This is a genomic window from Ruegeria denitrificans (genome assembly GCF_001458295.1).
In the GTDB taxonomy this organism is placed as follows: domain Bacteria; phylum Pseudomonadota; class Alphaproteobacteria; order Rhodobacterales; family Rhodobacteraceae; genus Ruegeria; species Ruegeria denitrificans.
This window is the reverse complement of record NZ_CYUD01000003.1, coordinates 188,116-208,996: the sequence shown is the minus strand read 5'-3', so window position 1 is coordinate 208,996 and position 20,881 is coordinate 188,116. Positions and strand designations below refer to the sequence as shown.

Genomic DNA, 20,881 nt, shown 5'->3' with positions numbered 1-20,881 from the left:
CATATTGAACACGGGGGACGCACCTGTAGAAACACCTTTTCAGGACGTCGCCCAAATAAAAAGCCCGCCAAGAATGACGGGCTTTTACGTTTACCTGGATCCACCTCAGACGGTGCCCAGCATTCCTTTTTCACGTGCCAATTCGCGCATTTTCTTCTGCAGCTTCTCAAACGCGCGGACCTCGATCTGGCGAATGCGCTCACGGCTGACATTGTACTGCGTACTCAGCTCTTCCAGCGTGACAGGCTGATCCATCAATCGGCGTTGTGTCAGGATGTCCTTTTCCCGGTCATTCAGGACTTCCAGAGCAGACGCCAGAAGTTCACGCCTTGCGTCCAGCTCGTCGCGGGCTTCGTAATCGCCGGCCTGGTCGGCATCCTCATCCTCAAGCCAATCCTGCCACTGCATGGTGCCTTCGCCTTCGGACCCGACGGTCGCGTTCAACGAGGCATCGCCACCGGACATACGGCGGTTCATGCTGATGACTTCCTCTTCGGTCACGCCCAGATCATTGGCAATCTGTTTGACGTTTTCCGGGCGCAGGTCACCCTCTTCCAGCGCGCCGATACGGGCCTTGGCTTTACGCAGGTTGAAAAACAGCTTTTTCTGCGCTGACGTCGTGCCCAATTTGACCATGGACCACGACCGCAGGACGTACTCCTGGATCGACGCACGGATCCACCACATTGCATAGGTCGCCAACCGGAAACCTTTTTCCGGGTCGAACTTTTTGACCGCCTGCATCAGCCCGACATTGGCCTCGGAGATCACCTCGGCCTGCGGCAAACCATAGCCGCGATAACCCATGGCGATCTTGGCCGCCAATCGCAGATGCGATGTGACCATTTTATGTGCGGCTTCAGTATCTTGCTCTTCGACCCAGCGCTTGGCCAGCATGTACTCTTCTTCTGGTTCCAGCAGCGGAAACTTGCGAATTTCCTGCATATAGCGGTTCAAGCCACCTTCCGGAGTCGGCGCGGGGAGATTTGCGTAATTTGCCATGATTCATGTCCCTCCGACAAATGTTTAATTCGTTAACATGGATATGGGAGGCCATCCCAATCCGTTCAAGAGGTACCGTTAACAGTTTGGGATTAACGATAGATAAAGGAAACCAAAGAAAGTCTTAATCACGTAACTTTGCGCATTATGACAACGGCGCGTGCAGCTGATCAATGAGTTTGTGCATATCTTCCGGCAGTTCGGCCTCAAAACGCAAGTTTTCTCCAGTTACGGGGTGTTCAAAACCCAAAACAGCGGCGTGAAGCGCCTGCCGCGGAAAGGCATGGACAGCCTCTGCCGCGGCCGTACTGAACGCCTTGGCGGCCAGTTTACGCTTGCCGCCATAGACCGGATCGCCTACCAATCCGTGCCCCGCATGGGCCATATGCACGCGAATTTGGTGCGTGCGCCCGGTTTCCAGCCAGCATTCGATCAGCGCCAGCCCTGCCGGTGACCCAAAAACCTCAACCAAACGAGCCCGTGTCACCGCATGACGCCCCCCGTGAAACAGCACCGCCTGCCTTTGCCGGTCGGTCTTGTGCCGCGCCAGTTGCGTGGTCAAGCGCATGATGTTTCCAGGCTCAAAACTCACACCTTTTACGCCGCGCAATCGGGGATCATTCGCATCCGGCACGCCGTAGCAAATCGCACGGTAGTAACGCTCGACCGTGTGCGCCTCGAACTGCGCGGCCAGACCGTGATGCGCTGCATCCGATTTCGCCACCACCAGCAGGCCGCTGGTTTCCTTGTCGATACGGTGCACGATGCCGGGGCGCTTAACCCCGCCGACCCCCGACAGATCATCGCCGCAATGATGCAGCAGAGCATTAACCAGTGTCCCGTTCGGAGACCCCGGCGCTGGGTGCACCACCATACCCGCCGGTTTATTGATGACGATCAAGTCAGCGTCTTCGTAGACAATATCTAACGGGATATCTTCGGGGCCGATATGGCTGTCTTCGGCTTCGGCCACTGTGATGGCCACCAGTGCCCCTTCGGCCACCTTGGCCTTGGGGTCACGCGCCGCAGAACCGTTGATCAGAACCGCACCCGCGTCGATCAACCGGGCCAGCCGCGTTCGCGACAGGTTTTCCTCGGCTGGCACATCCCGCGAAAGCGCCTTATCAAGGCGTGGCGGCGGATCGGCCGCGATCTGAAATTCTATCTGGCGGGTGCCCATGACTGTCCCTTCCGAACCCCAAGAACCGCAGGAAACGCCACAGCTTCGTCTGCTGCGGAGAATGGTCATGCTGCTGACCGCGGTGATGATTGGCGGGGTTCTAGTGACATTCGCGCTGATTGTCATCCGGCTATCGGACAGAACCCCCACCCTGCCTGATCAGGTCCAACTGCCTGATGGTGCAAAAGCGCAAGCCGTAACCATCGGCAGCAACTGGTATGCGGTCGTGACTGATGACAACCGCATTCTGATCTTTGACAAGACAACAGGTCGTCAGCGCCAGGAAATCATCGTCGAGCCATAAAGCTTAATCCTCTAGCGCCATGCGAAAGACGATTTCGGACGCGCGGCGCAGAGCGTCGTATTCTTTGGGTGTGTCACGCCGGAATCTCTGGTCTTCTTCGCTGAGTGCAACCGGTTCGAATAGATTCGGTCGGTCTGGAAAGAACTCTTGCTTGAAAGCGATGTCTTCCTTTGTCAGGTATTCATCCAACCAAGCGCGCTCATCCGGTTCCAGCACGTCATATCGCCGAACCATGACCGGGTCGTCGACCACCCGTCTGCGTAGCTGACGGCTTTCCTTGCGCCCCATGGACCGGGACACGATGCCAAACGCTTCGCTGGCTGCGCGCGACTGAGACTGGTTCGAGGGTCGGTCACCCGCCTCGACTTCTGGCAGAGGTAAACCGATACGCGACATGAAATCATCTACGATATGCCCCTGAACCATCTGCGCGCGGTCATACAACATCGGCATAACGAGAACGCCAGGAAACGCCTGCCGGATTTGAGCAAGCTTCGCCGAAAAGGTAAGAACTCCGGGGTCGGCTTTGATCTTTGCCAGACGGTCCCGGACATATTCAGACGCGCTGGCATCCAAGCGCCCATTCTTGGCGCGCTGTTTGTAATCTGCCTCGAAGAAGTCCGAATACCGGCGGCAATAATAAGTAATCCGCAACGCGCGAGATGGAATTTCCGCAAATACCTGCGCTAACCTGTCCAAATCGCAGGAATAAAACATTTCCGAGGATACCAGACAGGTCTTATCGCTATGCACGTCATACTCGGCTGCCATCAATGCGCGGAATGGATCCATCGATTTGTTTGTCTGATTAATATGAAATGCAATGATGTTGTGGCTGATCGCCGGACGACCTCCACCTTCCAACCGACGGCGGCCAGCCTCGATGTAATGCAAACCGGCGTCAGCCAAAGGGGCTTTATTCTGACGCACATATCCCTGCAACGCAGTCGTGCCAGTCTTGGGCATACCCATATGCAGCCAAAGCATCAGAGACCTCCTGTTTCAGAAATAAATCCGCTCATTCCCCGTGGCTAGCCGCGAATTCCGCCGTCATCTGTTGCATAAGGTCCTGCATCTCAGGCACCGCCCGAAGCTCCGAGATCTTCTGTCTATGCAGATCACAGGACATGTGATGCAACCGCGCTGTTTCCGGGTCTGACAGCATCTCGTAGTAATGTTCGCGTTTACGTTCTAAAACGACGTCGATCGAACCGTCTTCCTCGGCGTTTTGGTTCATCATGTTCCAATAGTCCATGCCAAGGCTTTCACCCAAATGGTGGGCCCGTCCGCGCATTTTTTTGACCAGATAGCTTTCGCAGGATTTCAGCGCATAATGGTTGATCTGCACCAGATCATAGCCGACAGAATCCCGTGCTGATCGCCAACTACCGGTAAAGTAACGCTCCGGCATCAACTGCCCTGAACCGTTATACCAGTGGCAGTCTTCCATGGCTTCGACCGTAGGGCGATGCGGTCGGTGTACGCCCAACCTGTCCCAAAGCCCACGCTGGAACATCGTCTTGAACCCCCAGGCCTGCGGCGGGCGATGTTTTTGCTTCTGCGCTGCCCGACGAAACTGATCCGAGAGGAAACGATCCTCATATCGGACGACACCTGCATTTCCGAACAGTCTCCAGGTCATCGAGATCATCTTGGCGTCCGGAACAGCATCCGTTAACGCGCGCAGCGTGTTGTCCCCGGCTTTGACGTTGACGTGTTCATCGGCGTCAATCACGATCACCCAGTCCTGGGGCCGCGCCACCTCCATCTTCAGGAATTTCTTATAGGCGCGTTTTTGCGGGCTGGTCTGTTGGCGCGAGTTGTTGTTGACATGGATCAGAATGCCCCTTTCGTCCAACCGCTTTAACAATTCATCCGTGCCATCTGAGCAGTCATTGGTCATCACCACCATCTGGTCAATCCCGATTGCCCGATTATGGGCCACCCATTCCAGTACGAAGGGGCCCTCGTTCTTCATGGGGGTTACGCTTAAAAACTGGGGATCTTGTTCCGCCATAAAAAAACTGCCTATTCGTTTATTGTTGCCCCGATATTATCGCGGATGGTGTTTGCAAATTACGTTCTATTACACGCGTAACCAAGTGAAATCGGGTCATTTATCCACCTGCGCGTTTCAATTGGTTTCCGAACCGTTTGTACGCCGGATAAAGCTCATGAGCCTTTTGGAGGTAATTTCGCGCCTTGCCTTTGTCTCCGCGCCGCAGATAAATTTGACCAGCCATCCCTTGGATGGAAGCGGTGGTGCTATCCAAGTCGGCTGCGCGTAGGATTTGAGTTTCACCTTGCTCTTGCGCACCTATTCTTTCCAGAAAACGCCCCATCGCGAACACCAAAAACGCATTGTCCGGATCACAAGCCAGCGCCTCGGCCATGGTCAGACGTGCCTGCGACTGATCCCCCTCGGCTTCGTACAGATCAGCTAATCTCTTGTGATATAGTGGATTTTCCGGTCTCTGCCTTGAAACCGTGCGGGTTATCTCGATGGCTTTGGAACGGGGTATCTGCCCCATATGCAATTGAAGTAACGCTGAAAAACCCACCACGCTAGGATCGTTTTCGTCAATATTTGTCTGTCTGTTCAACCCCCAGATCAGCGTTTCCAGACGTGCGGGATTGTTGATCAAGCGACGCGCCTTTTGATCCAGGGCCAGGTCCCACCAGTCCAACAACAACATGTCAAAGTTGCAGGGAATGCGCGTGATAACTCTTCGCTGAGCTATGTAGGAATTAAAACTATACCAGGGACGGCGAATGGATTTTTGCAACGCCCAATCCGTAGGGGGCAGAGCACGCAAGGCCAGTTGATCCCGGTACAGTGCACGCGAACACAAAACAACTACGTCGGGCCGAAGCGGCTTAGCCCAAATTGCTTGAGAAAATGACTGCGCCGCACGCCAACGTTTGTTGGATTGTCCTAGCAACGCGCAGCGTAATGCACACAGTGCCGCATAATCCTCAGGCCACACATTGGGATCTTCCAAAGCCAATTCGACCAATTCCAAAGCTTCGGCCCAACGGCCGAGATAGAGCAGATTCAGTGCTTGTAGGCGCGGCATAAACGCGTTGTCAGCCCCGGCGTCCAACAGGCCCGCGCCCAGCTCAAAGGCCTCTTGTGCGCGATCTCCCGAGTTCAAAGCGTAAAGGTGAAACAACACTTTGGAGTAAATATGTGCAGCCTCAGAAACACTCAGGAACTCGGCTGAACCGTTTCGCAACCTGCTGATCGTCAGCTCATTCGCGCGTGCGCGCTCTTCATCGTCCAGCATGTGGCGAAAAAGCAATCGCTCTTGACCGGAAACCCGGGCGGCCGCCATCGAAAAGGCCGAGATTACAGGCGCAATCACCTGTTCAGCGCGCGACATCGTGTATAGCTCCAAAAAATCACGCTGCGCGCGGGTCATGCCCGACACATCCGCGATGTCAGACATCTGAAGCAATTTTGGAAACCGTTTTTGAAACCGGGTGATCAGTTCGGGCTGATCGGAAAACATGATAGCCGTTTGACCGGCGGTTTTCTCAAGATGGGCCTCATACAGCTCTTCGGGTTCGATCTTGGCGGGCCAGGTCGTGTGTTTCCATGGTAACCCGTTCAAAATATCGCCCCGCCGGATGTGATAGGCCGATACGCCCTGCCCCGACAGCTTTTCATCCGCCCGGTCCATGATGGCGCGGATTTCGTCCGTAAATCCTATCCTATGGATGAAATCCCGATACCGCGGGCTGATGGTTTCAATATCTTCCCAGGGAAAGGCCAGCACCTCGAAACCTTCCTCAACCAGTATGGACTTGCCGGAATCAAGATGTGCAATCAGTCGGTCCGGTGATTTGTCTCCTTGAAAGGTCCAGATCGGCAGGGCCTTTTCGGTCAGTTTTTCAAACGCCTTGGCCCTGAGGAAATGTGCATCCATCCAGTCCCGAGTGAACAATTCCCCCGGCTGATCCAGTTCCGGCGCATCTGCCCCTTGCGGAAACCAGTTGACCTTAAAGGTCGTGTCAAAATCCTCGGCCAGTCGAATGCAGGTCAGCATCATCAACAGGCGCGCACCCATACGGTCCTTGCGTTGCCCGATGAACACTCCTTTCGCGGATGTCATTGGGGCTTCTCAGCTTCGGTCAACGCAGCCCGGCGCAATTTGCGGAACTTTTGGCGCGCCTGACGCACCAGTTCAGGGTGACGCTCGCCTGCCTGAGCTTCAATTGCGCGCATGACCATAGGCAAGCGCCGACGTTCACGCATCATCTGATAGAAATCGACCGGTTCAAGCGATCCATTCATCGCGCCTTGCATGACTGGCTTAAGGATATTCAGTTTGCGTAGCATTGGGGCTGCGAAGTGATTTGAAAACCATGTTTTGAGCAACACAACGTTTTCACCCTGCAACCGCGAAACCTGCTGCCGGTCAAGGTCGAAGAAGGGATCATAGAAGACATAAGCCCTGCCTGCCTTCTTAACTGTTTGCGCGGCGTCGCCCAATGGCAGGTCCCAATCCTGCACCCGTCCGAACCGATATCGCGTTTCCCAGGGCACCAGACGTTCATCCAGTGTGGTTTGCGGATTGAACGCAATCACATTGGCACCGGGGACCAGCTCGGAAAATGTCAGCGCCCCGAAGCCACCCATCGAGGCCCCGGCAAAGACGACCTGATCGAATTGGGCGAAAAACCCTTCGGCCGCACGGTTCTGGAAATACGTGATGATCTCTGGATCGCGATACCAGGCCTTGGTGCGCGCGAATATCCCCATATGCGACAAGCCCTCATCCCGGAAAAATTTCCATCCCCAGGGCTCGCGCGCAAATGACAGGTCATTCGCGTTGGCGATATTGTCAAAGCTGACAACGAGTTGTGAGGCGGAGCGCTGATGAAACAGAACCGAATGGCGTTCCAGCTTTTGCAAATACCCGGTCCCGTCACCGCCCGGATAAAGTTCAACGAACCACGGCGGTGCCGGATCGGTCAGAATACGTTCATACCCCGTCTTGCGGTCGGGGTGATCGGGTTTCAACTGCTCTTTTGAAAGGTCGTCTGCCATGATCTTCAGATAAGATTATCTGTCAGCCAAACCCGAAAATCCACCCAGTCAGGCCGCATTTTTATCTCGGCAATCTTGGCTTTGTGCCAATCACAGGCCTGCGCGTGTAACGCACCCAACGTTTCGTCCGCCTTGAGTTCCGCCAACAACGGCGCCGCGCGCCGGGCAATGGGCTGAATGGATTGATCGGCCTCTTTATTGGCGTTCATGTCCTGCCAGTAGGATTGCCCCTGATCCACTTTGATATGGTTGGTCCGTCCCCGGTCGCGTTTAATCAGAAAACCGTCCAGCGATCGAACCGAGTAATGATGCAGCCGTCCAAGCGAATGATCGAACCCGCGCCAGGCCCGCCATCCCACCTTTTCGGCCGGAAACAACTTGCCCCCCGCATCGGACCAGGCGATCTCGCTCTCTTTGCCTTCTTCGATCCCCTTGGGACGATGCGGGCCGAACCGGGTGAATTTCCCGTTATTGCGAAACAATGTCTTAAGGCCATAAGCGCGGCCCGAATGATAAGGAAACTCCTGATCCCCCATGGCAAAAACTTCTGTAACCGGTCTGTCTTCAAAGCTGACATTTCCCGAACTTCCAAACAGCTTCCACGCGAATGAGATCGCGTCCACCGGCTGCCCTGCCCGGCCTTCAACCTCAGCGATCAAAGCGTCAAAACTGTTGTCGCCATGGCGAATATTCCAGAACTCATCGACATCCAGACATAACAGCCAGTCCGCTTCCTTGACCTTGGGCTGACGCCGCGCCCGACGCAGCATCTGGTGCTGGGGGTTGCCGCCCTCTTTCACCTCGTTCGGGGCATGGGTGGCCAATCCCATTTCCTGCAGTCTGCGGGCGATATCATCGGTGCCATCGTCGCAATCGTTGGTAAAGATCACAAAGTGATCGACCCCCAGCGTTTTGTGGAACGCGACCCATTCCAGCATATAGGGGCCTTCGTTCTTCATCGTGGTGAATACGGTAATGGCCTGAGACATAAACACTTCCCGACTTGCGTTGACCTTCGTCATACACAACCCAGCGGGCGTGGGCGAGACAGGAATCGGAGATATTCCCAATCCGACACAAACTGGTGCAGCCCCACCCCGCTGATCAGGCCGAAACACGAATGCTTAGATTAGAATGGTGCGGTCGAGAAGACTCGAACTTCCACGGGAGTTACCCCACAGCGACCTCAACGCTGCGCGTCTACCAATTCCGCCACGACCGCACTGTTTGTGACTTGGTAGAGCGGCGTATAGACCCAGATGATCGAGATGTGAAGAGGCAAAAACACGCTGGTTTGATTTCCCCGGCTGCATCCATATCTATATCGTCCCAGTATCCCTCATCCCCGTTCAGGAGCCTGAACATGACGCCCACGGATTCCGGCCCCACCCTTCAAATAGACATTGTTTCTGACATCGTCTGCCCCTGGTGCATTGTTGGATTTCAGCAGCTTGATCAGGCTTTGAAACAGGAAAACGTTCTGGCGCGTCTCAGATGGCATCCATTTGAACTGAACCCCACCATGCCGCCCGAAGGTCAGAACCTGCGCGAGCATATCATCGAGAAATATGGCTCGACCCTTGAACAAAATCAGCAATCACGAGATCGTCTGACGAAATTGGGGGCTGAACTGGGCTTCACGTTCAACTTCGACGATGACAGTAGAATGGTTAACACTTTTGCGGCACACCAATTACTGGATTGGGCGGAAACGCAGGGCCGTCAGCATCCGTTGAAACTGGCGTTGTTCAAGGCGTATTTTACCGATCAAAAGGACGTATCACAGGCTGATGTCCTTCTTGAAGCTGTTGCTGAGGCTAGTCTGCCTGTAGATGCCGCACAGTCTGCACTCGAATCCAGCGAACACGTTGCGGCAGTGCGCAAGAAACAGAAATTCTGGACAAGCCGGGGCATTTCCGGCGTTCCCTCGATGGTGTTCAGCGGCAAATACCTGGTGACCGGGGCGCAAGGCACAGTTACCTACGCCCAAATTCTGCAACGGTGCCTAGCCGAGGCCGCCTGACCCCTTCCCCTTGCCACGCCTGCGCGATATGGAACCCCCATGGAATGGAAGATCACCGACGGGTTGACCGATTACACCGAAGCCGTCGCCTTTATGGAGGCGCGCGTCGCAGCAATTGCCGCAGGCGAAGCGGACGAATGCGTCTGGCTTTTGGAACACCCGCCGCTTTATACGGCCGGAACCTCGGCCCGGTCCGAGGATCTGACAGATCCTGACAGGTTCCCTGTATACGAGGCCAAACGTGGCGGCGAGTACACCTATCACGGGCCCGGCCAGCGTGTGGCCTATGTCATGCTTGACTTGAACAAACGCGGCAAGGATGTGCGGGAATTTGTCAAGAAGCTCGAGAACTGGGTGATCGCCGCTCTGGCCGAGTTCAACGTAAAGGGCGAAATCCGTCAGGGCCGTGTCGGCGTTTGGGTACAACGGGATGACAAACCACTAACGGTGACCGGTCAGCCCACCGAAGACAAAATCGCGGCCATCGGACTACGCCTGCGCAAATGGATCAGCTTTCACGGCATCTCAATCAATGTAGAACCTGATCTTGAGCATTTTTCCGGCATTGTTCCCTGCGGGATCAGTGACTATGGCGTGACGTCTCTGGTTGATCTTGGTTTGCCTGTGACAATGGCAGATGTGGACGCCGCCTTGCAAAAAACCTTCGCCGGTTGTTTCCGGATGACCGACGCACAGACCTGAATCGAATCGCCATACACGGGAAAATTGATTAACAATTCCCGCCTGAAAATCACTTTGTTTCCGAAGCCGGATGCAATCCACCATGTAGCCCGTTAATTTTGGGTTAAATTGGCGAAAACTAAGGTCAGGTCGATACAAAATGCCCGTTAACGGGTAATCTATCTTTACCGTTCTAGAGTGAGTGGTGTGTTAAACCGGTAATCCCGGAAACCCCGGGTGTCGGAAAAGTGTTTGGTTACGAGTCTGCCGTTCCGACCCCAAATCGGAACGGCAATTCGTTTTCAGGTCTTCAGTAAACTGTCTTACCCCACATGGTGCAAAGCTGTACGTGCTGTTCCTGCAGATTTCGGTTCCAACGTGACATGCCCAATTCCGAACCGCGTCGCGGTGTGTTTTTCACGGCCAGTTTTCTGGTTCCCCCACACGTCCAATACATAGCGTCAATTTCATGAAGCGCTGTGCTCTACGCGTTTGGCGACCACGGCGCATGTCTGTGGCCGAATGGTGGTAACGTCAGATCAGGCCAGCGCAGCTTTGATCTTTTCCGCGTGCTGAGCGATCAGATCAAAGTCACCCATCTTGCCCGGTGGTCGCATGGCAACATCTTCCTGCCGCGGCAGGATATGGAAATGCAGGTGGAACACCTCTTGCCCGCCCGCAGCCTCGTTGAATTGCTGAACGGTAACTCCGTCCGCGTCAAACGCCTTGGCCACAGCGATCGCCAACTTCTGCACGGTTGCGGTCACGGCGGCCAATTGCGCAGGTGATGCGTCCAGCAGGTTTCGGCATGGCGTTTTGGGGATCACCAACAAATGCCCGTCCGATCGCGGCATAATATCCATGAAGGCCAGCGTTTCATCGTCCTCGTACACGCGGGTCGCGGGAATTTCTCCGCGCAGGATCTTGGCAAAGATGTTGTCGGGATCGTAGGCGGCCATATCATGTCTCCGGTTTCGGGTGATGATCGTAGTTCTGCGGCCCTCAAAACCTGGGGTCAAGGCGGAACTCTGCCATTCTGCGCGGATGGGCCAGGATGGCACCTTGAAATCCTGAAAGCGATCCCCAGATAGTGGCCGTCCGAGACCGGGAATTCGCGGGTTTCCCTCCTGCCCGCGACAATTATTCTTGATCCAGATCAAACTCGGCCATTGAAGGTGCCCCCTTCGCCCTCTAAAACCAGCGGGAATCCCGTGCGCCGGAGAGGTCTGGCTGCGCGGTGCAGTTGCAACAGGAGGCACCTAAATGGCAGACGCAGCCATTCATGGTCACGAGCATGAAGACAATCGCGGCTTCTTTACCCGCTGGTTCATGTCGACCAACCACAAGGACATCGGGATTCTTTACCTGATCGTCTCGGCACTTGCCGGTCTGATCTCGGTTCTGATGACCGTCTACATGCGGCTCGAGCTGATGCACCCCGGTGTTCAGTTCATGTGCCTGGAAGGCTTCATGGCCGACCCGTGCACCCCGAACGGACACCTGTGGAACGTGATGATCACCTATCACGGTGTTCTGATGATGTTCTTCGTTGTCATCCCGGCCCTTTTCGGCGGATTTGGCAACTATTTCATGCCGTTGCAGATCGGCGCACCGGATATGGCGTTCCCGCGGATGAACAACCTGTCGTTCTGGCTCTACGTTGCTGGTACCGCGCTGGGTGTGGCGTCGCTGCTGTCCCCGGGTGGTAACGATCAGCTTGGCTCGGGCGTTGGTTGGGTTCTGTATCCGCCGCTATCGACGACCGAGGGCGGCATGTCCATGGACCTTGCGATCTTCGCCGTGCATGTATCGGGCGCCTCCTCGATCCTCGGTGCGATCAACATGATTACCACCTTCCTGAACATGCGTGCCCCAGGCATGACCCTGTTCAAGGTACCGCTGTTCAGCTGGTCGATCTTTGTCACTGCATGGCTGATTCTTCTGGCGCTGCCGGTTCTGGCGGGTGCAATCACCATGCTGCTGATGGATCGCAACTTTGGCTTCACCTTCTTTGATCCGGCCGGTGGCGGCGATCCGATCCTGTATCAGCACATCTTGTGGTTCTTCGGCCACCCCGAAGTGTACATCGTGATCCTGCCTGGTTTCGGCATCATCAGTCACGTGATCGCGACCTTCTCGCGCAAGCCGATCTTCGGTTACCTGCCAATGGTCTGGGCGATCATTGCGATTGGTGTTCTTGGCTTTGTCGTCTGGGCCCACCACATGTACACCGTTGGCATGTCGCTGCGTCAGCAGGCCTACTTCATGCTGGCCACGATGGTCATCGCGGTTCCGACGGGCGTTAAAGTCTTCTCGTGGATCGCGACCATGTGGGGCGGTTCGATCGAGTTCAAGACACCGATGCTGTTTGCCTTCGGCTTCCTGTTCCTGTTCACCGTTGGTGGTGTGACCGGCGTTGTGCTGTCGCAGGCTGGTATCGACCGCGCTTATCACGACACTTACTATGTGGTTGCGCACTTCCACTACGTGATGTCGCTGGGTGCAGTCTTTGCGATCTTTGCCGGTATCTACTTCTACTTCTCCAAGATGACTGGCCGTCAGTATTCAGAGTTCTGGGGCAAGGTTCACTTCTGGCTGTTCTTCATTGGCGCCAACCTGACCTTCTTCCCGCAGCACTTCCTGGGCCGTCAGGGCATGCCGCGCCGCTATATCGACTATCCAGAGGCATTCGCCCAATGGAACCTCGTGTCGTCGATTGGTGCGTTCGTCTCGTTCGCCTCGTTCCTGCTGTTCTTTGGCATCGTGATCTACGCTCTGCTGCGTGGTGCGAAAGAGACGCGTCCGAACCCGTGGAACGAATACGCGGATACGCTGGAATGGACCCTGCCCACTCCGCCGCCTGAGCACACGTTCGAGCAGCTGCCGAAGCAGGAAGATTGGGACAAAGGCCACGCGCACTGATCCCGTCTCCGGATTAATCCAGGAAAGCCCCGCCTAGTGCGGGGCTTTTTTATTCCAAGGCACTGCCCCGCCCGCGCATGCGTAGACACGTCCTGTATCATGCGAATAGTATTCAAAAACAGGAATTCAGGGCACCCCGACGGAAGACACGCGAACCATGATACTTCACGACGGCATTTCGATCAGAAAATTGCTTAAGGGATCGGTCGGCTTTATCGGTATAGTTCTGGCTTGGATTTTTCTTGTTCAGGTCGTGGATGAACTGACGCCGATTGATCTGATCTCAAACCCCAGCCCACCGGTGGCGATGCTGGGTTTGGCCGTGGCGTTTTTCCTGGGGTTCAAGAACACCTCGACCTATGGTCGCTGGACCGAAGCGCGTATGGTTTGGGGTGATATCGCCAATACTAGCCGGGACTGGGGCAATACAATCAGCACCCTCGTTCAGCCAAATGGCTCTGTTATAGATGCAGACCTGCGCGATGAATTGATCGATCGGCACGTCGCCTGGCTGAATACGCTCGCGTTTCAGCTGCGTCAGCCCGCCACTACCGGCCGCAAGCGCAGGCCCTGGATGTTTAGTCACAAGCCCATATCTGGCCGTGAAGACCTGCACCAAAAACCCGAAAGCTGGCAGAATAGCCAATTGAAGACGGATTTACCGCTGCTGGACGGTAAGGCCAATCGAGCAGCCTGTCTTCTCAACCTGCAGGCACGGCGGCTGTCCGACATGGCGCAACAGGGAAAAATTGACCCCTTCTGGCACGTGGCGCTGATGGATCGCCTATCCCGGTTTACGACGGCGCAGGGCCAGTGTGAGCGGATCAAGAACACTCCGTTCCCGCGTCAGGTCGCCGAAGTGGGCCGCCTATTCAGTTGGATATTCATTTTCCTGTTGCCTCTGGCCTTCAACGACGAACGTTCCATCATGGTCGGCACCGATGCGTCGATGATGAGAACGGTCCTGTTCGGCTGGATGACCTTTGCTCCTGTCGGCGCATTAGTCTGCTGGATCTTCTTTGTGACCGAGCGCGTCAGCGCCTCGATGGAAGATCCCTTCGAAGGGGATGTCACCGACGTGCCAATTTCCGCGCTGTGTCGAACAATTGAGATAGATATACGTCAAATGACGGGCTGCGGTGTCGCGCCCCAGCCTGCGCAACCGGTCGAAAAAGCTCTGTTTTGAACTGCATGCAGTTACGCTGGCGAACCGGGCGTTTCAGGCAAAATTCGAAAATCCGACCATTTTAGGGTATGATAGGCGAAGAAACTCTGAGATCGGAGTGATTACATGCCCGAAATTGATTTTTGGTATTCCATTGGCAGCACCTACAGCTTCCTGACGATTATGCGGCTGGATGATTGGTGTGACGAACATGATGTGGCTGTAACTTGGCGGCCATTCAACGTGCGCACGGTCATGGCAAATCAGAAGAATATTCCATTTGCCGGCAAACCGGTGAAGTCTGCCTATATGTGGCGCGATATCGAACGTCGGGCCGCTAAGTATCACATCCATGCCAAGCTGCCCGCGCCCTACCCGATCACGGACTTGGCACTTGCCAATCAGGTTGCCTTGCTGGGCATGGGCGACGGTTGGGGCAAGAATTTCACCCTGGCTCTGTATCGCATCTGGTTCGAAGACAATATCGAAGCCGGCAGCGAAACCGCGATCTCAGAAGCATTGCACAGATGCCAGCAGGATCCACGTATGGTGTTGGCCCGTGCCCGTAGCCCCGATACCGTCGCCGCGCTTGAGGCGGAAACCGAACAGGCCGCGAAACTAGGTGTTTTCGGTGCCCCCAGCCTGGTCGTCCGTGGCGAGGTATTCTGGGGAGATGATCGGTTGGACGATGCACTGTCCTGGGTGCGCGTCGGCCACGTGGCGTGATCATTTCCCTTCGACTCACCCCTGCATTGCGCTAAATTTAAGCCATGCCCTACCGATGGAAAAAGACATCTGAAACCGAGCAGGAATTGCGCCTTTGGCCGCATAATTCATTGCCGCCACGTGGCGCGATGATCATGATCCTGTCCGTGTTCCTGTTTGGACTGATCCCACTGTTGGCGGTTCTTGGCTCGGTCATCCTCTGGGGGCTATTGCCTTTCTTGCTGCTGACCGTTCTGGGCCTGTGGCTGGCGATCCAGACCAATTATCGCGCGCGCAGCGTGTTCGAGATTCTGACTCTGACCGGCACTCGGGCGCATCTGGTCCACCATGACCCGCGCAATGGCCAGCAGGAATGGACCTGCAACCGCTATTGGGCCCGCCCCGAGATGCACAAACGCGGTGGGCCTGTCCCCAATTACGTGACACTGACGGGTGACGGGCGCGAAGTAGAAATTGGCGCATTTCTGTCCGAGGACGAGCGCATAGCGCTGTATGATGACCTGATACAAAAACTGCGCGAACCGGTCGCGCAGTAGATGCTGTTTCAGAAAGTAAGAGGTATCAGCAACCGCCGCCTGTCGACGCGCAAAGCTGATCCTTGACCATCGGGCCGACTTTCCCAAAATCCATCTGGCCAGTGTACCGTGTCTTGAGTTCCCCCATCACCTTGCCCATGTCGCGGATCGACCCCGCACCTGTCGAGGTGATTGCCGTTTGGATGGCCTTGGAAACTTCGTCATCGTCCAATTGTTTGGGCAGGAATTCCTCGATTACTTCGACCTCGCGCAGCTCGCGCTCGGCCAAGTCCAGCCGCCCACCCTCTTCATAGGCGCGCGCGCTTTCCTTGCGCTGTTTGGTCATTTTGCCAAGAATCTCAAGCACCTCGGCGTCGCCGCAGCCCTTGACCTCTTCGTTGTCAGACGCCCGCGAAGCAATATCACGGTCCTTGATTGCGGCATTGATTAACCGCAGTGTCGACAGACGCTCGGCGTCTTTGTCTTTCATTGCTTGCTTCAGGGCTGAGTTCACCCGTGATCGCATATCCATATGTTCTGTCCATCCCCATGGAAAAGGAACCCCGACCATATCGAAACAAAAAGCGTGATACAACAGGGGGTGAATATTGCTAACTACTTGATTTTCCACAATAGCGTAAATTTTGAACAGACTTGACCCAGCGCCACAACCCCCTTAGGTATGCGCCGATTTACCCAGCAAGAGAGTCGCCCAATGGCCCAGAACGTCCCGTCCAAGCCCACCGCATGTCTGGCTTTGGCCGACGGAACATTGTTCTACGGGATGGGCTTCGGTGCCACCGGCCAAACCGTGGCTGAACTGTGCTTTAACACTGCCATGACCGGATATCAGGAGATCATGACCGACCCCTCTTATGCAGGGCAGATCGTGACCTTCACCTTCCCCCATATCGGCAATGTTGGCGTGAACCCCGAGGATGACGAAACCGGTTATCCGGTTGCAGCAGGGATGGTGGTCAAATGGGACCCGACCGACGCGTCCAACTGGCGCTCGACCGACGAGTTGAAGACCTGGTTGGCGCGCCGTGGGCGCATCGCTATCGGTGGCGTCGACACCCGCCGCCTGACTCGCGCCATTCGCCAGCAAGGCGCGCCGCATGTCGCCCTGGCCCACGACCCCGAGGGCAATTTCGACATTGAGGCGCTGATTGCCGCCGCGCGAGGCTTTGCTGGGCTTGAAGGCATGGATCTGGCAAAAGAGGTCACCTGCGCCCAAAGCTATCGCTGGGATGAGATGCGTTGGGCCTGGCCTGATGGTTATCCCCGTCAGGAAGCACCTGCGCACAAGGTTGTCGCCATAGACTATGGTGCCAAGCGCAACATTCTGCGCTGCCTGGCCTCGGCCGGCTGCGATGTAACCGTGCTGCCCGCCACAGCGACTGCGGCCGAGGTACTGGCCCACAATCCCGACGGGGTGTTCCTGTCCAACGGCCCCGGCGACCCGGCGGCGACCGGCGAATACGCCGTACCTATGATCAAAGAGGTTCTGGACACTACCGAACTGCCCGTCTTTGGCATCTGCCTTGGCCACCAGATGCTGGCACTGGCGCTTGGCGGTCAGACTGTCAAGATGAACCACGGCCACCATGGCGCTAATCATCCGGTCAAGGACATGGAGACAGGAAAGGTCGAGATCACGTCGATGAACCACGGCTTTGCGGTAGATGCGCAAACGCTGCCTGACGGCGTGGTGGAAACCCACCGTTCACTGTTTGACGGGTCGAACTGCGGCATCCGTATGGCTGACCGCCCGGTCTATTCGGTGCAACACCACCCCGAAGCGTCACCCGGCCCGCAGGACAGTTTCTACCTGTTTGAACGCTTTGCCGAAGCAATGGCAGCCCAGAAAGCACAGGCATAATCACCTGTTCGATCATGGTTAACCCGTTGTTAACCTAAATACCCCAACCCTGACGCTTGGTAACCGCGTCAGGGTTTTTTATGGTCCAGTTAAACCTGCAGCACTTCGCGCGCGCCGCGCCGATCCCTGCGCAGGCACGAAAGCCATTGGGGGCGTGCCTTGTTGACCAAGGCTTGATCACCCGATCGCAACTGGACGAGGCGCTGTTTCTGCAATCTTGGCAGCGGGCACCGCTGGGTGAAATTTTGGTGGCTGAGGGCTGGGTCAATCGCCAGGATATTCTTGGTGCGCTATCCGAACAGACTGGTCTTCAAATTGCCGATCTCAACACATCACCCCTGTCCCCGAAAATTTGCCAGATCCAACCGGTCGATTTCTGGCTAGCCCATAATGTCATCCCCTGGCAGCGCCTGGGGCCCATCCTGTTGGTTGCAACCGCGCGACCCGATCTGTTCCCTGCCGTGCGCAAAAGCCTGGAGGGGACCGGCTACACAGTCATGCCCGTGCTCGCTGCCGCGGATCAAATCGACGCCACCATCGCACGCATTTTCGCTTCACCCCTCGCCAAGGCGGCCGAAGCGCGTGTGGATCTGGAGCAAAGTTGCCGATCGTGGATCCCGCGCTCTCGTACCGGACCTGCCCTCGCTTTGATAGGTCTCGCAGGTCTGTTTGCTGCTTTTCCCACAATCGGATTGGCCGTTCTGGTCGCCGCCGCCGTAATCAGCCTGATCCTGTTCATGTGTCTGCGTTTGGCTGGCTTGCTGGCCTTCGTCTGGCAATCCTTAAAGCACCGCCCTGATTTTAGACCTCCTGATCCGCCACACGCGTCGCCTTTCGTGTCGATCATGGTGCCGCTTTATAGGGAACGCGAGATTGCCGACGCGCTGATCTGTCGGTTGCGGCGATTGACCTATCCCAAGGCATTGCTGGACGTCATTCTGGTGCTTGAAGAAACTGACGAGGTCACACGCGCCACCCTTGCGCAAGTCGATCTGCCCAGTTGGATCAGAACCGTTGAGGTCCCCGAATTGAACGGCCTGACCACCAAACCGCGCGCGATGAACTATGCATTGGATTTCTGCCGCGGCGATATTCTGGGCGTCTGGGATGCCGAAGACGCGCCTCAACCGGATCAGATTGAACGCGTCGTCCGGCATTTCGCACAGGCGGACGAGGATGTTGTGTGCCTGCAGGGTGTGCTGGATTACTACAATCCCCGCACCAACTGGCGGTCGCGGTGTTTTACCATCGAATATAATAGCTGGTTTCGAGTCATCCTACAGGGTATTGCCCGGCTTGGGCTTGTCGTGCCCTTGGGAGGCACCACGTTCTTTTTCCGCCGCGACAAACTGTTGGAGTTGGGTGGATGGGACGCTCACAACGTTACCGAAGATGCCGATCTTGGTGTGCGTCTTTCGCGAGCGGGCTATCGCACCGAGATGGTGGACACCACCACCTTTGAAGAGGCCAACTTTCGCGCTTGGCCCTGGGTGCGGCAAAGGTCGCGCTGGCTTAAGGGGTTCATGGTCACATACCTTGTCCACATGCGAGCCCCACTACGGCTGTTACGGGATTTGGGCGCCTTTAGGTTTCTTGGTTTTCAGGCGTTTTTTCTGGGGACCATCGGGCAATTCTTGCTGGCACCGGTTTTGTGGATGTTCTGGTTGACTAGTTTCGGCCTGACCAGCCCGTTGGACCCTATTCTCTCTGATACCGTGTTGCTGGTGCTGATCGGCCTTTTTCTATGTGCCGAGATCACTAATGCTGCAATCAGTGCCCTTGCTGTTTCCGCGCGGGAAAGACGCTTTTTACTGCCCTGGGTTCTGACAATGCCGCTGTATTTCCCTATGGGCATTCTGGCAGCGTATAAGGCCCTGTGGGAATTGGTTCTGAACCCGTTCTTCTGGGACAAGACACAACACGGGCAAGCCAGCGAAGAGGGATTGCCCCCAGCGTAGTCAGTTCTCGCGTTGCACCGCATCCTGTTTCAGCCGCGTCATGAAGGCCACCGAAATGTGGTCCTTAAGCGCGCGTGCTGCGCCCTCTTCATCGCGTGCGGCGATTGCCTCGACAATCCCTTTATGCTCACTCTGCGCAATCTCACCACGCCCCTGCACGGCCAGAGATGTGGTTGCCATCAGCGCCATCGTGCGATGCACAAGATCCAGCTGCTGCACCAGATATCGATTGTGCGAGGCCAGATGTATTTGTTCATGAAAGCGGCGGTTCGCCCGCGACAAGGCCTGAGGGTCGTGGACCAACGCATCGTCATCAGCCACCATTTCCTGCAGTACCTTGATCTCTTCCTCGGTGGCGTGCTTGGCGGCCAGCTTGGCGGCCAGCCCCTCCAACTCGCGCCGCACGACATACAGCTCGGCCATCTGGTTATGGTTCAGCGAAGCCACGATCAGCGACCGGCCGTCCCGTTCCAGCAGCGATTGCGTCTCAAGCCGCTGCAGTGCTTCGCGAATAGGTGTGCGCGACACGCCGAACCGTTCGGCAAGCTCACTTTCGACCAGACGGTCGCCGGGCTTGTAAACGCCTACGTCGATCGCTTCGAGAATAAGGCTGTAGGCGTCTTTGGACGGCTGTCTGGATTGGGGCATTGGGTGGTTTGTCTCCTCGTTCGGACATGTCTATCCGTCACTTGCCCTGCGGATCAAGTGTAGCATTGAAAACCGTGCCCCTGCAGCCTAAACAAAACTCATGGTCAAACCTGCTTTTGCTCACGTCACCCAATGGGTGTTCGACCTCGACAACACTCTCTACCCGCCGCATATGCGCCTGTTCGATCAGATCGAGGTGCTGATGACGGATTACGTGGAGCGCGTCATCGGCGTCACCCGGGCCGAGGCAGATCATCTGCGCTCTCATTACTGGCGACAATACGGCACAACGCTGGCAGGGCTGATGGCCGAGCATGATCTGGACCCTGATCCCTATCTGCACGCCGTCCACCAAGTCGACATGAGCCACATGGACCCCGATGCCGAACTGGCCGATCACATCCGATCTCTGCCCGGCCGCCGGATCGTCTATACTAACGGCAGCGCACCCTATGCGGAACGGGTGCTTGAGGCGCGTGGCCTCAACGGTTTGTTCGATGCGATCTACGGCGTCGAGCACGCCGGTTATCGCCCCAAACCCGAACAAGCCGCGTTTGAGGCGATCTTTGCGCAAGACGGAATCGACGCCGCACAGGCCGCAATGTTCGAAGATGACCCGCGTAATTTGGCCGCCCCGCATGCAATGGGAATGCGCACTGTCCACGTCGCACACGAGCCGCACGAGGCTGACCATATCCACCATCACACAGACGATTTGACCGCCTTTCTGGCCCGCCTGCGTTAGGCTGTCACACTGCGACGATCTGCACATTCTGCAGGTGCATAATCGACCCTATATGCGCTTCAGCGACGAACAGAATC

20 protein-coding genes and 1 tRNA gene are annotated in these 20,881 nt (G+C 56.2%); 10 read left to right on the top strand and 11 right to left on the bottom strand.

What is annotated here, in order from left to right; all coding sequences use genetic code 11:
• Window positions 1–105: 105 nt before the first annotated feature.
• Together rpoH and RUE5091_RS05805 are read right to left on the bottom strand one after the other, a co-directional pair.
• Window positions 106–1,002 carry an RNA polymerase sigma factor RpoH gene (gene rpoH / locus RUE5091_RS05810; RefSeq protein WP_058280944.1) on the bottom strand — a complete coding sequence of 299 codons (897 nt, stop codon included), beginning with the start codon at window positions 1,000–1,002 and terminating at the stop codon, window positions 106–108.
• Window positions 1,003–1,147: 145 nt separating this feature from the next.
• The gene (locus tag RUE5091_RS05805) at window positions 1,148–2,182 is read right to left on the bottom strand and encodes an RluA family pseudouridine synthase (protein ID WP_058280943.1); all 1,035 of its coding nucleotides are present in this window, start codon (window positions 2,180–2,182) and stop codon (window positions 1,148–1,150) included.
• Here RUE5091_RS05805 and RUE5091_RS05800 point away from each other — a divergent pair.
• Entirely contained in the window at window positions 2,181–2,486 is a 306-nt protein-coding gene (locus RUE5091_RS05800; RefSeq protein WP_058280942.1) for a DUF6476 family protein, read from the top strand. The genes RUE5091_RS05805 and RUE5091_RS05800 overlap by 2 nt on opposite strands.
• A 3-nt stretch (window positions 2,487–2,489) precedes the next feature.
• Here the strand turns inward: RUE5091_RS05800 and RUE5091_RS05795 are convergent, their stop codons facing one another.
• The 6 genes from RUE5091_RS05795 to RUE5091_RS05770 form a co-directional block, all read right to left on the bottom strand.
• Window positions 2,490–3,473 carry a hypothetical protein gene (locus RUE5091_RS05795; RefSeq protein WP_058280941.1) on the bottom strand — a complete coding sequence of 328 codons (984 nt, stop codon included), beginning with the start codon at window positions 3,471–3,473 and terminating at the stop codon, window positions 2,490–2,492.
• A 31-nt stretch (window positions 3,474–3,504) separates the two neighbouring features.
• Window positions 3,505–4,464, bottom strand: coding sequence for a glycosyltransferase family 2 protein (locus RUE5091_RS05790; RefSeq protein WP_243470719.1), 960 nt, complete (start codon window positions 4,462–4,464; stop codon window positions 3,505–3,507).
• 139 nt (window positions 4,465–4,603) lie between these two features.
• Window positions 4,604–6,601, bottom strand: a complete 1,998-nt coding sequence (locus RUE5091_RS05785) for a hypothetical protein (RefSeq protein WP_058280939.1) — start codon at window positions 6,599–6,601, stop codon at window positions 4,604–4,606.
• Window positions 6,598–7,539: a hypothetical protein gene (locus RUE5091_RS05780; protein WP_058280938.1), complete on the bottom strand. Its 942-nt coding sequence runs from the start codon at window positions 7,537–7,539 to the stop codon at window positions 6,598–6,600. Before RUE5091_RS05780 ends, RUE5091_RS05785 begins: the two co-directional genes overlap by 4 nt.
• Window positions 7,540–7,544: 5 nt before the next feature.
• A complete protein-coding gene (locus RUE5091_RS05775; RefSeq protein ID WP_058281110.1) occupies window positions 7,545–8,528 on the bottom strand; it encodes a glycosyltransferase family 2 protein in 984 nt (327 codons plus the stop codon).
• Window positions 8,529–8,674: 146 nt separating this feature from the next.
• Window positions 8,675–8,761: transfer RNA gene (locus RUE5091_RS05770), tRNA-Leu, on the bottom strand.
• Between the two features lie 141 nt (window positions 8,762–8,902).
• Here RUE5091_RS05770 and RUE5091_RS05765 point away from each other — a divergent pair.
• On the top strand, window positions 8,903–9,562 hold the full coding sequence (locus RUE5091_RS05765; RefSeq protein ID WP_058280937.1) for a DsbA family oxidoreductase: 660 nt from the start codon (window positions 8,903–8,905) through the stop codon (window positions 9,560–9,562).
• A gap of 39 nt (window positions 9,563–9,601) precedes the next feature.
• On the top strand, window positions 9,602–10,264 hold the full coding sequence (gene lipB, locus RUE5091_RS05760; protein WP_058280936.1) for a lipoyl(octanoyl) transferase LipB: 663 nt from the start codon (window positions 9,602–9,604) through the stop codon (window positions 10,262–10,264).
• A gap of 518 nt (window positions 10,265–10,782) precedes the next feature.
• Here the strand turns inward: lipB and RUE5091_RS05755 are convergent.
• Window positions 10,783–11,202 carry an HIT family protein gene (locus RUE5091_RS05755; RefSeq protein ID WP_058280935.1) on the bottom strand — a complete coding sequence of 140 codons (420 nt, stop codon included), beginning with the start codon at window positions 11,200–11,202 and terminating at the stop codon, window positions 10,783–10,785.
• Between the two features lie 304 nt (window positions 11,203–11,506).
• Between RUE5091_RS05755 and ctaD the strand changes: the two genes are divergently transcribed.
• The 4 genes from ctaD to RUE5091_RS05735 all read left to right on the top strand — a co-directional run bounded on the left by ctaD (window position 11,507) and on the right by RUE5091_RS05735 (window position 15,592).
• Window positions 11,507–13,165, top strand: coding sequence for a cytochrome c oxidase subunit I (gene ctaD, locus RUE5091_RS05750; protein WP_058280934.1), 1,659 nt, complete (start codon window positions 11,507–11,509; stop codon window positions 13,163–13,165).
• Between the two features lie 157 nt (window positions 13,166–13,322).
• Entirely contained in the window at window positions 13,323–14,351 is a 1,029-nt protein-coding gene (locus RUE5091_RS05745; protein WP_058280933.1) for a bestrophin family protein, read from the top strand.
• Between the two features lie 105 nt (window positions 14,352–14,456).
• Complete coding sequence (locus RUE5091_RS05740) at window positions 14,457–15,056, top strand: 2-hydroxychromene-2-carboxylate isomerase (RefSeq protein ID WP_058280932.1); 600 nt, start codon at window positions 14,457–14,459, stop codon at window positions 15,054–15,056.
• A gap of 44 nt (window positions 15,057–15,100) precedes the next feature.
• Window positions 15,101–15,592 carry a DUF2244 domain-containing protein gene (locus RUE5091_RS05735; protein ID WP_058280931.1) on the top strand — a complete coding sequence of 164 codons (492 nt, stop codon included), beginning with the start codon at window positions 15,101–15,103 and terminating at the stop codon, window positions 15,590–15,592.
• 25 nt (window positions 15,593–15,617) lie between these two features.
• On the opposite strand, the gene RUE5091_RS05730 is transcribed toward RUE5091_RS05735, so the two are convergent.
• Entirely contained in the window at window positions 15,618–16,103 is a 486-nt protein-coding gene (locus tag RUE5091_RS05730; protein WP_058280930.1) for a GatB/YqeY domain-containing protein, read from the bottom strand.
• A 183-nt stretch (window positions 16,104–16,286) separates the two neighbouring features.
• Here RUE5091_RS05730 and carA point away from each other — a divergent pair, with 183 nt between their 5' ends.
• Window positions 16,287–17,453 (top strand): glutamine-hydrolyzing carbamoyl-phosphate synthase small subunit, encoded by a 1,167-nt coding sequence (gene carA, locus RUE5091_RS05725; RefSeq protein WP_058280929.1) that lies wholly within the window; start codon window positions 16,287–16,289, stop codon window positions 17,451–17,453.
• An 80-nt stretch (window positions 17,454–17,533) separates the two neighbouring features.
• Window positions 17,534–19,411 carry a glycosyltransferase gene (locus RUE5091_RS05720; protein WP_082643567.1) on the top strand — a complete coding sequence of 626 codons (1,878 nt, stop codon included), beginning with the start codon at window positions 17,534–17,536 and terminating at the stop codon, window positions 19,409–19,411.
• Here RUE5091_RS05720 and RUE5091_RS05715 read toward each other — a convergent pair whose 3' ends face one another.
• Window positions 19,412–20,059, bottom strand: a complete 648-nt coding sequence (locus tag RUE5091_RS05715; protein WP_058280928.1) for a GntR family transcriptional regulator — start codon at window positions 20,057–20,059, stop codon at window positions 19,412–19,414.
• A 100-nt stretch (window positions 20,060–20,159) separates the two neighbouring features.
• Here RUE5091_RS05715 and RUE5091_RS05710 point away from each other — a divergent pair, with 100 nt between their 5' ends.
• Complete coding sequence (locus RUE5091_RS05710) at window positions 20,160–20,804, top strand: pyrimidine 5'-nucleotidase (protein WP_058280927.1); 645 nt, start codon at window positions 20,160–20,162, stop codon at window positions 20,802–20,804.
• Window positions 20,805–20,881 lie beyond the last annotated feature (77 nt).